The organism is Roseobacter weihaiensis (assembly GCF_020622345.1).
GTDB lineage: Bacteria > Pseudomonadota > Alphaproteobacteria > Rhodobacterales > Rhodobacteraceae > Roseobacter > Roseobacter weihaiensis.
On the sequence record NZ_JACNMO010000010.1, the window covers coordinates 111,226 to 122,690 of the forward strand.

At 62.5% G+C, this 11,465-nt stretch carries 10 protein-coding genes; 8 read left to right on the forward strand and 2 right to left on the reverse strand.

What is annotated here, in order from left to right; all coding sequences use genetic code 11:
- The first annotated feature begins 2 nt into the window (after positions 1-2).
- The 4 genes from lspA to H7847_RS13395 all read left to right on the forward strand — a co-directional run bounded on the left by lspA (position 3) and on the right by H7847_RS13395 (position 3,806).
- Positions 3-488 carry a signal peptidase II gene (lspA, locus tag H7847_RS13380; protein ID WP_227269982.1) on the forward strand — a complete coding sequence of 162 codons (486 nt, stop codon included), beginning with the start codon at positions 3-5 and terminating at the stop codon, positions 486-488.
- Between the two features lie 50 nt (positions 489-538).
- Positions 539-1,042 carry a DUF3035 domain-containing protein gene (locus H7847_RS13385; protein WP_227269983.1) on the forward strand — a complete coding sequence of 168 codons (504 nt, stop codon included), beginning with the start codon at positions 539-541 and terminating at the stop codon, positions 1,040-1,042.
- Positions 1,043-1,155: 113 nt separating this feature from the next.
- Positions 1,156-2,490 (forward strand): M16 family metallopeptidase, encoded by a 1,335-nt coding sequence (locus H7847_RS13390; protein WP_227269984.1) that lies wholly within the window; start codon positions 1,156-1,158, stop codon positions 2,488-2,490.
- Complete coding sequence (locus H7847_RS13395; protein WP_227270055.1) at positions 2,490-3,806, forward strand: M16 family metallopeptidase; 1,317 nt, start codon at positions 2,490-2,492, stop codon at positions 3,804-3,806. The genes H7847_RS13390 and H7847_RS13395 overlap by 1 nt, the downstream gene beginning before the upstream one ends.
- Positions 3,807-3,841: 35 nt before the next feature.
- On the opposite strand, the gene H7847_RS13400 is transcribed toward H7847_RS13395, so the two are convergent.
- Positions 3,842-6,184, reverse strand: a complete 2,343-nt coding sequence (locus H7847_RS13400) for an aldehyde dehydrogenase family protein (protein WP_227269985.1) — start codon at positions 6,182-6,184, stop codon at positions 3,842-3,844.
- A gap of 39 nt (positions 6,185-6,223) precedes the next feature.
- Positions 6,224-7,228, reverse strand: coding sequence for a deoxyribose-phosphate aldolase (deoC, locus tag H7847_RS13405; RefSeq protein ID WP_227269986.1), 1,005 nt, complete (start codon positions 7,226-7,228; stop codon positions 6,224-6,226).
- 252 nt (positions 7,229-7,480) lie between these two features.
- Here deoC and H7847_RS13410 point away from each other — a divergent pair, with 252 nt between their 5' ends.
- The 4 genes from H7847_RS13410 to H7847_RS13425 are packed head-to-tail and all read left to right on the forward strand — an operon-like array spanning position 7,481 to position 11,415.
- Entirely contained in the window at positions 7,481-8,470 is a 990-nt protein-coding gene (locus H7847_RS13410) for a metal ABC transporter solute-binding protein, Zn/Mn family (protein ID WP_406675997.1), read from the forward strand.
- Between the two features lie 3 nt (positions 8,471-8,473).
- A complete protein-coding gene (locus tag H7847_RS13415; protein ID WP_319799769.1) occupies positions 8,474-9,280 on the forward strand; it encodes a metal ABC transporter ATP-binding protein in 807 nt (268 codons plus the stop codon).
- A 3-nt stretch (positions 9,281-9,283) separates the two neighbouring features.
- Complete coding sequence (locus H7847_RS13420; protein ID WP_227269987.1) at positions 9,284-10,489, forward strand: metal ABC transporter permease; 1,206 nt, start codon at positions 9,284-9,286, stop codon at positions 10,487-10,489.
- On the forward strand, positions 10,486-11,415 hold the full coding sequence (locus tag H7847_RS13425) for a metal ABC transporter permease (protein WP_227269988.1): 930 nt from the start codon (positions 10,486-10,488) through the stop codon (positions 11,413-11,415). The genes H7847_RS13420 and H7847_RS13425 overlap by 4 nt, the downstream gene beginning before the upstream one ends.
- Positions 11,416-11,465 lie beyond the last annotated feature (50 nt).

Below are 11,465 nucleotides of genomic sequence, written 5' to 3' on the forward strand. Positions count from 1 at the left end.
GGATGCGCTGGCTGTATATTGCAGGGATCGTGGCTTTCCTGATCGATCAGATCAGCAAATATGTCGTGATCCATATGATGGAGCTGTGGCGGATCAGAACCATTGACGTGTTGCCGCCGCTGATCAACTTCCGCTACGGCGAGAACCGCGGGATCAACTTTGGTCTCTTTGACGGCGGCTCCGAGGCGGCGCGCTGGTTCCTGATCCTGCTGGCCTTCGGGATTTGTATCGCGGTTTTCATCTGGGCGCGCCGAAATCATCTGGGGTCCTGGGGCTGTGCTGCGGGCGGTTTGCTAATCGGCGGGGCGTTGGCCAACGTACTGGACCGCCTGGTTTACGGCTACGTCCTCGACTTCCTCAATATGTCGTGCTGCGGGATCAATAACCCCTTCGTGTTCAACCTGGCGGATGTCTTTATCTTTGCCGGGGCCATCGGGCTTGTGTTTCTGGCGCCGGACAGTCGGCAGGACGACAAAAAAGGTCAGTGACATTACCCGCCCCTCTGGCGTATCTAGAGGCAATCGCAAGGAGACCTGATATGCGCCCTGTTCTGGCTCTGATCCTGATCATGATCGCCGTAAGCGCCTGTAGCAACCAAGGCCTGCGCAATTTGCAACCCACGTCGAGGGGCCCGGACGAGTTCATCGTCGAGCCCAAGGCGGAGCTGACGCTGCCCACCGATTTTGCAACCCTGCCGACCCCGACACCGGGGCAGTCAAACAGAACAGACAGCGATCCGATTGCCGAGATGGTCACCGCGCTGGGGGGGCGTCCGGGCGACGCCTCTGCGCCTGTCCCGGCCTCCGACGGGGCGCTGGTCACAGCCGCGAGCCGGTTCGGCGTCTCCCCGGACATCAGGCAGTCCCTGGCGACCGAAGATGCCGAATTCCGCAGCCGGCAGTCGCGCTTTACCCAGTTCAAGCTTTTCCCCGAAGACCTCTACAATGACGTCTACAGCAGCCAGGCGCTGGATGCGCGCGAGACAGCCGAAGCCTGGCGCAGGGCCGGAGCGCGCACGCCGAGTTTTCCCCCCCGGCAATGACGTGAAAAACACAAAACCGGCCTCACTTTCCTGACAGTGTGCCTTGAACCGGGGCGGTTGCAACGTACTTTCTGCACAACACCGGTATGATTTACTTGTCGGAAGGACAGCTCATGTTGCGATTGACGGCGTTTGCGGCGCTCTTGGCGTTTTTGCCCGGACTGGGCCAGGCCGAGGAGGAAGCCGTAACAACTTTTGAACTCGACAACGGGATGAAGGTGGTTGTCGTCGAAGACCACCGCGCGCCGGTTGTGCAACACATGGTGTGGTACCGCGCGGGGTCAGCGGATGAGCCCAAGGGATCGTCCGGCGTGGCGCATTTTCTTGAACATCTGCTCTTCAAGGCCACCGATACGCTGGAAGACGGTGAGCTTTCTGCCACTGTCGCGCGCAATGGCGGGCGGGACAACGCCTTCACATCATACGACTATACGGCCTATTTCCAGCGGGTGGCCGCTGACCGGCTCGGGCTGATGATGCAGATGGAGGCGGACCGGATGAAGAACATCCGTCTGACCGAGGAAAACATCGCCACGGAACGTGACGTTATCATCGAAGAGCGCAACCAGCGGACGGAGAATAATCCCGGCGCGCTGTTCGGGGAACAGATGAACGCGGCACAGTTCCTCAACCATCGCTATGGCGTTCCGATCATTGGCTGGATGCACGAGATGCAGACGCTGGATATGGACGATGCCCTGAGCTTTTATGACATCCACTATTCGCCCAACAATGCGATTCTGGTGGTCTCGGGGGATGTGACCCCGGAGGAGGTCCGCGCGTTGGCCGAAGAGCATTACGGCAAGATCCCCGCCAACCCCGATCTGCCGGAGCGTATCCGATCCCAAGAGCCCCCGCAGACTGCGGAACGGCGGCTGATCTACCGGGACGCCCGCGTGGCGCAGCCCTATGTGCGCCGGTCCTACCTCGCGCCGGAGCGTGATCCGGGGGCCCAGGAAACCGCTGCGGCCCTGGTCTTTCTCAGCGAGATTCTGGGCGGTGGCACAACCTCTTTTCTGGCCGAAGAGCTTCAATTTGACAGCCAGATCGCGACCTACACCGCGAGCTTTTACCGCCCGGTGGCGCTGGATGACACGACCTTCAACCTCATCGTGGTGCCACGCCCCGATGTGACATTGCAGCAGGCCGAGGATGCCATGGACGCGGCGTTGGCTGAATTTCTGGAAACGGGTGTCGATGCCGAACAGCTCGACCGGATCAAGTTCCAGATCCGGGCCGACCAGATCTATGCGCGTGACGATGTGGACCGGATTGCCAACAGGTACGGGCAGGCACTGGCTTCGGGTCTGACGGTCGAAGACGTGCAGGCCTGGCCCGATATCCTCGCAGCCGTTACAGAGGCGGATATCATTGCCGCCGCCCGAGACCTGCTTGACCGGCGTGCGTCGGTCACCGGATGGATCATGCGTGAAGAGGTGACACAATGATGCGTTTTTTCCTGTCGATCATGACTGTGGTCTGTCTGTCGCTGCCCGCTGCGGCCAATGTTGACATCAAGGAGGTCAAGACACCCGGTGGTCTGACCGCCTGGTTGGTGGAGGATCATTCAATCCCCTTCACGGCGCTGGAGATCAGGTTTCGCGGCGGTGCCTCGCTTGAAACTCCCGGCAAACGCGGAGCAATGAACCTGATGACCGGTCTGCTGGAAGAAGGCGCCGGAGAGATGGACGCACGCGCTTTTGCGCGCTCGGTCGAAGGGTTGGCCGCGTCGATCAGCTTCGGGCTGGATGATGACGCGCTCTCGGTCTCGACACGGTTTCTGACGGAAAACCGCGATGAGGCTGTCGCACTCTTGCGGGCCGCGATCCACGAGCCGCGCTTCGACCAGCCGGACATCGACCGTGTGCGCGAGCAGGTCCTGAGCAACATCTTATCCGATGCAAAGGACCCCGATGAGTTGGCGAGCAAGGCGATGGGGCGTATCCTTTATGGCGATCACCCCTATGCCACTTCCATCAGCGGGACAACGGAATCGGTTACCGCGCTGACGCGGGAGGATCTGGTGGTCGCGCATAGAGATATTTTTGCGCGTGACCGGATTTACATCGGGGCCGTGGGGGACATCACGGAAGAAGACCTTGCTACCCTGCTTGATGGGCTCTTGGGCGACCTGCCGGAGACCGGCGCGCCGATGCCCCCGCGCGCGGATGTCGACATTCCCGGCGGCATCACGGTTGTGCCCTTTGAAACCCCGCAGTCCGTCGCGCGCTTTGCGCAACGTGGGATCAAGATGGATCACCCGGATTATTTCACCGCCGTGGTTCTCAACCACGCCTTGGGTGGTGGCTCGTTCGAGAGCCGTCTGATGGATGAGGTCCGCGCCAAGCGGGGTCTGACCTATGGCGTCTACTCCTATCTGGCAGGCAAGGATCTGGCCGAGGTCTACATCGGCGCGGTGAGTTCCGCCAATGATCGCATCGCGGAAGCGGTCGAGGTGATCCGGGACGAATGGGCCAAGGCCGCTGCGGAGGGTCTGACGCCCGAGGAAGTTGAAAATGCCAAGACCTATTTGACTGGTGCCTATCCGCTGCGCTTTGACGGCAATGGGCCGATTGCAAACATCATGGTGGGCATGCAGATGCTGGGCCTGCCGATTGATTACATCGCGACCCGCAACGACCGGGTCGACGCGGTCACCGTCGAGGACGTCAAACGCGTGGCCGGTGAATTGCTTGACCCGGAGGGGCTGCATTTTGTGGTGGTCGGGCAACCGGTCGGGCTGGAAAGCACCCCGGCGAACTGAGGCTCAGACCTGTGCGTCCTGGCAGGGGGGCACGTCTAGGCACCGTAGGGCACCCAGATGTTCTTGACCTCTGTGGCGGCCTCCAGAAAGGCAGGCCCCTGACCGTCGCTGCCCGACCAGTCGCGCGCCATACCGTTGTTCACCCACGTCCGTTTGAGGTTGCTGGCAGAGGCGCGCTCGACCTCTTCGCTGAGCGGGGCCGCGCCGAAACTCCAGACACCGTCGATATCCATGTGAGCGGCCATGTCGCCCGCCACATCGCCGTGCGGGCCGGTCAGGATGTTGACGACACCCGCTGGAACATCCGAGGTTTCCAGTACTTGAACGAAATCGGTGGCCGCGAGGGGGAAGGGTTCTGACGCGGCGAGGATCACGCAGTTGCCCATGGCAATGGCGGGCGCCATGCAGGAGATCATCCCCAGCAACGGTGCCTCATTCGGGCAGATCACGCCGATCGTGCCGACCGGTTCCTTCATGGCCAGGGCGATCCCCCGGATCGGCACACCATGGATTTGCCCATCGTATTTGTCGGCCCAGGCCGCGTAGGTAAAGAGCCGTTTGATGGCCAGGTCGACCTCCTCCGCGCCCGCCTTGCCGCCCTGCATCGCATTCAGCCGCTTGGCGAACTCGTCTGCGCGCGCCGACAGGTTCTCGGCCAGATAGTAGAGGATCTGGGCCCGCAAATGGCCGGTTGTCTGCGACCAGCCCTTTGCCGCCTGTGCCGCCTCGACCGCGTTGCGCAGGTCCTTGCGATTGGCCAGAGAGACATGTCCGATAAGTGCGCCCGACTTTGCCCAGACCGGGCGCGAATAGCCGCCGTCCGGGCGGGTCTGCTTGCCCCCGATATAGAGCTTGGCGGTGCGGTCAATGGGATCGGCGGGGGCGTCATCGCCCGCGAACGCTGTGATCTCCTTGAGCGGTTTCGCTTTGCCCTTGGGTTTGGTGTAGGCGGTCAGCCCTTCCCAGCCGCCTTCGCGGCCAAAACCGCTTTCGCGCACACCGCCAAAGCCCGCAGCGGCATCCATCATGTTGGTGCTGTTGATCCAGACGATGCCTGTGGCCAGCTTGGGTGCGATATCGAGGGCGAGGTTGATGTTCTCGCTCCACACCGTCGCGGCCAACCCATAACGCGTGTTATTGGCCAGCTGCACGGCCTCGGCGGGCGTTCTGAACGTCGTCGAGACAAGAACGGGGCCAAAGATTTCTTCCTGCATCAGCGTATCGGCGGGGTTCAGGCCGGTCACCAGCGTCGGGGGGTAGAAACACCCCGTGCCGGGGATCTCGGTTGCGGCCAGATGACTCTCGCCTGCGTCATTGGCAGCCATGAGCGCAGTGATCCTCTGCAATTGCGCCGGATCGATGATGGCACCCACGTCGATGCTCTTGTCGAGAGGGTTGCCGACCCGCAGTTTGTCCATCCGCGCCCGCAGTTTGCGATAGAAGAGGTCGGCAATCGGCTCCTGCACCAAAAGCCGCGCGCCCGCACAGCAGACCTGACCCTGATTGAACCAGATCGCATCCACGAGCCCTTCGACGGCGCTGTCGATATCGGCGTCATCGAAAACGATGTAAGGGGACTTGCCGCCCAGCTCCAATGTCAGGGCTTTGCCGCTGCCTGCGGTGGCCGCCCGGATGCCCCGCCCCACAGAGGTAGACCCGGTGAAGGCGATTTTATCCACCTGGGCCGCGACGATCTTCTCGCCCACGGTGCCGTCTCCGGTGACGATGTTGACCACGCCTTTGGGCAGGCCGGCCTGCTGGCAGATCTCGGCAAAAAGCAAGGCTGTCAGCGAGGTCCACTCCGTCGGTTTCAGCACCACGGTATTGCCCATCGCCAGAGCAGGCGCGATCTTCCAGGCCAGCATCAACAGCGGGAAGTTCCACGGGATGATCTGCCCGCAAACGCCCAGGGCGCAGCGGTCGGGCAGCGCGTCCTCCATCAGCTGCGCCATGCCGGCGTGATAGTAGAAATGACGCTGGGCCAGCGGGATGTCGATGTCACGCGCTTCGCGGATCGGTTTGCCGTTGTCGAGCGTTTCCAGAACCGCAAAAAGACGGCTGTGTTTCTGCAACAGCCGGGCCAGTGCATAAAGATATCTGGCACGACCATGCCCGCCGAGCGCCTCCCACTTGGGCTGGGCCTTGCGCGCGGCGCGCGCGGCGGCATCGACCTCTGCCTGTGTGGCCTGTGTCAGTGTCGCCAAGAGATCGCCTGTCGCGGGGTTGTGGCTTTCAAATCCCCGGCCGGGCTTGGTAAAGCTTCCGTCGATGAAATGGCCAAACCGCGCGCCGTGCCGTTTGATCCAGGCGCAGGCTTCTGCCGCAGTTTCCGGCGCTGTCCCATAGTCCATCGTTTCGAAAATCTCGGAGACGGTCATCGGGGCGGTCCTTTTCTAAGGTTAGAGGCGCGGTCGGGTCTAGCTCGTTGCATGTCGGTATGCGGCGGAATAGCTGCCCGTCACATGATGTTCGAGCTGGCGCTCGATGTCATTGAGCAGGGATGAGGCTCCAAAACGAAAGAGATCCGGACGCAGCCACCTGTCGCCGAGCTCTTCTTTCAGGAGCGCCAGATAGGTCACCGCATCCTTGGCCTTGGAAATGCCGCCGGCCGGTTTATACCCCACTCGGTAGCCCGTGCGGTCGTAGTAGTCGCGAATGGCGCGGAGCATCACCAGTGTGACCGGCAGGGTTGCATTGACGGCTTCCTTGCCGGTGGAGGTTTTGATGAAATCCGCGCCCGCCATCATGCAGATCATCGACGCGCGCGCGACATTGCGCAGATTGCCCAACTCGCCCGTGGCCAGAATGGCTTTGACATGCGCATCGCCACAGGCGGCACGAAACGCCCTCATCTCGTCATAGAGCGCTTGCCAGTCGCCGGTCAGCACATGCCGGCGCGAGATGACGATATCGATCTCGGCGGCCCCTGCTTTCACGCTCTCCTCGATCTCTGCAATGCGCAGGTGCAAGGGCGAGAGCCCGGCGGGAAAGCCGGTGCTGACCGCGGCCACCGGAATGCCGGAGCCCTGCAGTGCGCGCAGCGCGGCGGGGATCATTTCGTGATAGACGCAGACCGCCCCGGTGGTGAGGGTGGGCATGTCCAAAGCGCGCAACAGATCGGCCGAGACGGGCTGGCGCGCCTTGGCGCAGAGCCGTGCCACCCGACGTTCCGTATCATCCCCGGACAGGGTCGTCAGATCGATGCAGGAAATGGCCCGCAGCAGCCAGGCCGCCTGATGGGATTTCTTGACCGAGCGGCGTGCGGGCAGGCTTGCCGCCCGCCTTTCGATCGCCGAGGTATTGGCCTGCAGGCGCATCACCCAGTTCATATCAAGATCCATGCCCGGATTGCGCGGTTCTGTGACCTGAGGCAATTGAGGTGCCGAGGTGTGTGATGGCCCGGATTTGGTCTGCGTTTGCATGGCGCGTTTTCCCTCGTGACGAGGCCTAGAAACTCGCATGGCGCTGGCACCAAGGCAAGCAGGGTCCCGCAGCGTCATTAGCGCCACGTCACGACTTCGCGTGAAGATTTTGCATCCTGATTGAGCGAAAACACAGGGTACAAGCCAAATTTTGATGAGAAAATGACCAAATACTGGCCAAAGGCGCTCCTGTACATGCGAATTATTCTCAATTAAGTTGACTTCTTGCGAATGACTCGCATATTCAGCTTTATGACACAGATTGCGTTTCATTCTCACCTAACGCGCCGGAGCCTGCTGAGCGGGGTCGCGGCGGCAGCAGCACTTGGTGCCATGGCACCGCGCGCCTTCGCGGCGGGCGGGCTCGAAATTGTTGCAACGACAGGCATGATCGCGGATGCCGCCCGCAATGTGGGGGGTGATCTTGCCGCCGTGCAGGGGCTGATGGGCGCGGGCATCGACCCGCATGCGTACCGCCAGACACGCAGCGACATCGTTGCCATGACGCGCGCTGATCTGGTCTTGTGGCACGGGCTCTACCTCGAAGCGCAGATGGAAAGCTTCTTTGAAGATTTGGCGCGCAACCGCAGGGTTGTTCCGGTCGCGCAATCGCTGTCGCCCGATGTTTTGCTGAGCCATGAGGATTACGCGGGGCGCTATGACCCGCACGTCTGGATGGACCCGAATTTGTGGGCGCGCGTTGTCACCAACATCCGCGACGCCATGACCGAGGCGCTGCCGGAAGCGGGGGGGGATTTTGCCGCCAATGCAGCGGCCTTCCAGGCCGAGCTTGAGGCACTGGATATCTATACCCGTGACGCGCTCTCCCGCCTCACGCCTGAACAGAGGGTCCTGGTGACCGCACATGATGCCTTTGGGTATTTCGGTCAGGCCTATGATTTCGACGTGTTGGGCATTCAGGGGATCTCGACCGAGAGCGAGGCCGGCCTGAGCCGGATATCTGATCTGGTCGAGGTTCTGGTTGCGCGCGACATCCGCGCGGTCTTTGTCGAAACCTCCGTATCGGATCGCAATATGCGCGCCTTGATCGAAGGGGCGGCCGCGCGTGGTCACGAGGTGAGCATTGGCGGGTCACTCTTTAGCGACGCCATGGGGCCTGAGGGCACCTATGAGGGCACTTACCTCGGTATGATCGACCACAATGTAACAACAATTGCCCGCGCTCTGGGGGCCAGCGTGCCCGCCGGGGGGCGTCTGGGCAAACTCACAGTAAGCGGGTAGGGTATGACACTTCAACTGGCCACAAAAGACGGGTCGGACGCCGGGACAGAGGTGGGCCGGGACGCGCCTTTGCAGATCAAGGGCATGACCGTCTCCTACGGCCAGAAACCTGCTGTTTTTTCTGTCGACATGACGGTACCCGCAGGGGCGATGACCGCGATCATCGGCCCGAACGGCGCAGGCAAATCGACCCTTCTCAAGGCGGCACTGGGCATCCTGAAACCGCTGGCCGGACAGACGCTGGTCTTTGGCAGAACCCTTGCTGAAAGCCGTGACCGGATCGCCTATGTGCCACAGCGCGCCAGCGTGGATTGGGACTTTCCGACACGCGTAATCGATGTGGTGCTGATGGGGCTCTACCCCAAGCTGGGATTGCTGGGTCGCGTCAGGGCCAGTCACCGTGCTGCCGCCACCGCGTGCCTGAGCCGCGTCGGTATGGAGGATTTTGCCACACGGCAGATCGGCCAGCTTTCCGGCGGTCAGCAGCAGCGGGTTTTTCTGGCGCGCGCCCTCGCGCAGGACGCGGACCTGTACCTGCTTGATGAGCCCTTTGCCGGGGTGGATGCGGCAACGGAAAAGGCAATCATCGCGGTACTGAAGGCGCTGCGCGATGCGGGCAAGACGGTTGTTGCCGTGCACCACGATCTCAGCACGGTGCCGGAATACTTCGACCGCGTCTTCCTGATCAATACCCGCAAGGTGGCCGAAGGGCCGGTGGAAGAGGCCTTTACCATCGAGAACCTGCAAGCGGCCTACGGCGGGCGGCTTGCGACGGCGCAGGTGGATCAGTTGAACGGTACGCTGGGCTGATCCATGATCCTTGACGCGCTGTTCTTGCAACTGGGGTACAATGCGACCCTGGTGACAATCGGCGCGATGCTGCTGGGCATGGCCGCAGGCGTTGGCGGGACGTTCCTGTTCCTCCGAAAGCGCGCGCTGGTCAGCGATGCCATCTCGCATGCCACGCTGCCGGGGGTGGGCCTTGCCTTCATGGTGATGGTCGCCCTTGGGGGCGAGGGGCGGAACCTGATCGGTCTGCTCGCCGGGGCCGCCGTGTCGGCGGGTGTGGGCCTTCTGATCGTCAATTGGCTCAGCACCCGCACCCGGCTGGCCGAAGATGCCGCGATTGGCGCGGTGCTCTCGGTGTTTTTTGGCTTTGGTATCGTGCTGTTGACCGTCATCCAGTCCATGAACGCAGGGCGTCAGGCGGGGTTGGAGGGGTTCTTGCTGGGCTCCACCGCCGGTATGCTGCGATCTGATGCCTTGATCATCGCGGTCTCTGCGGCCTTCACGCTGGTGCTGGTGATGCTGTTGCGGCGGCCCCTGACGCTGGCCTCCTTTGACCCGGAATACGCTGCGGCCTCGGGTCAGAACGTGGTCCGGACGGATTTGGCCATGATGGGGCTGGTGTTGGCGGTGACGGTGGTCGGGCTCAAGATCGTGGGGCTGATCCTGATTGTCGCATTGCTCATTATCCCGCCGGTGACCGCCCGGTTCTGGACCGAACGGACAGATCATGTGGTGCTCATTTCCGGCGCGGTTGGCGGGACTGCGGCCTATGTGGGGGCGTCGATCTCTGCGGCCCTGCCGGATATGCCCACAGGGCCGATCATCGTGCTCGTCGGGTTCGCGCTTTTCCTGATCTCCTTGCTTCTGGCGCCCAAGCGCGGCGTGCTGGCCGCCTATCTCGGGCACCGCCGGTTTCAGCGGCGTGTCCATTTGCGGCAGGGGTTGCTGGCCCTGGCCCAGGGGCAGCCGATCTACGAAAGGCTGACACTGCGCCTGTTGCGCCGTGCCGGCTGGGCGCGCCGGGATGGCGTTGCAACGGCCGAAGGGCGCGGGCGTGCAGGCCGCGCGCTTCTGGATGAGACCCGCTGGCAGTTGATCCGGCGCGATCCGTCCTTTGAGGCGGCGGCGGCGCATTACGATGGGCTGACCCCTATCGAGCGCGTTCTGACCCCCGACCAGATCGCGGAGATCGACGCCCGCATCCCAGCCCCGAAGGAGGTCACCACATGAGCGGTGCCGAGTTCGTCCCGCTCTCTCTGACCCCGATGCTGATTGGCGTCTGCGTGGCGATTGCCTGTGCATTGCCGGGGAATTTCCTGGTGTTGCGCAAGCAGGCCCTGATCGGGGATGCCATCAGCCATGTCGTTTTGCCGGGCATCGTGGTCGCGTTTCTTGTCACCGGTGCGGTGACCACCTGGCCGATGCTTTTGGGCGCGGCAGGGGCGGCGATCATCTCTGTCGCGGCCATCGAGGCGGTGCGTCGTCTGGGACGGATCGAACCGGGAGCGGCGATGGGGGTGATCTTTACCACGATGTTCGCGGGCGGTGTTCTGTTGCTGGAGCAATCGGATACCTCCTCGGTGCATCTTGACGTGGAACATGCGCTCTTCGGCAATCTGGAGAGCCTGATCTGGCTGGATGCGACAGGCTGGTCTTCGCTGGTTGATCCGGTTGCGCTGGCAGGGCTGCCGGTGGAGCTGGTGCGGATGGCGGCAACGCTGGTTGGTGTCGCGCTTTTTGTTGCGCTCTTTTGGCGGCCGCTCAAGATTTCGACCTTTGACGAGGGGTTCGCGCGCACGATCGGGATGCGCACCCGGCCCTTGGGGCTCGCCCTGGTGATTGTCTCGGCGATTGCTGCTGTTGCGGCCTTTGACGCTGTGGGCAGCATCATCGTGATCGCGATGTTCATCTGTCCGCCCGCGGCTGCGCGCCTGATGACCAACCGGCTTGAGCATCAGGTGGCATGGTCCGTTGTCTTTGCAACGCTGGCTGCCGTCACAGGGTATGTGCTGGCCGGCTATGGTCCGCTGTGGATCGGTTACGTCTCGTCGGTGTCGGCGGCAGGGATGATTGCGACCGTCTCCGGCGTTATTCTTGCGGTGGCCGCCTTGACGGGCCCACACCGGTTGCGCGGCGGTGCGGCGAAAGAGATCTAAGCGGCGCATCGCGTCTGGAAACAGGTTTCAGAATCGCCCACAGACGTGCT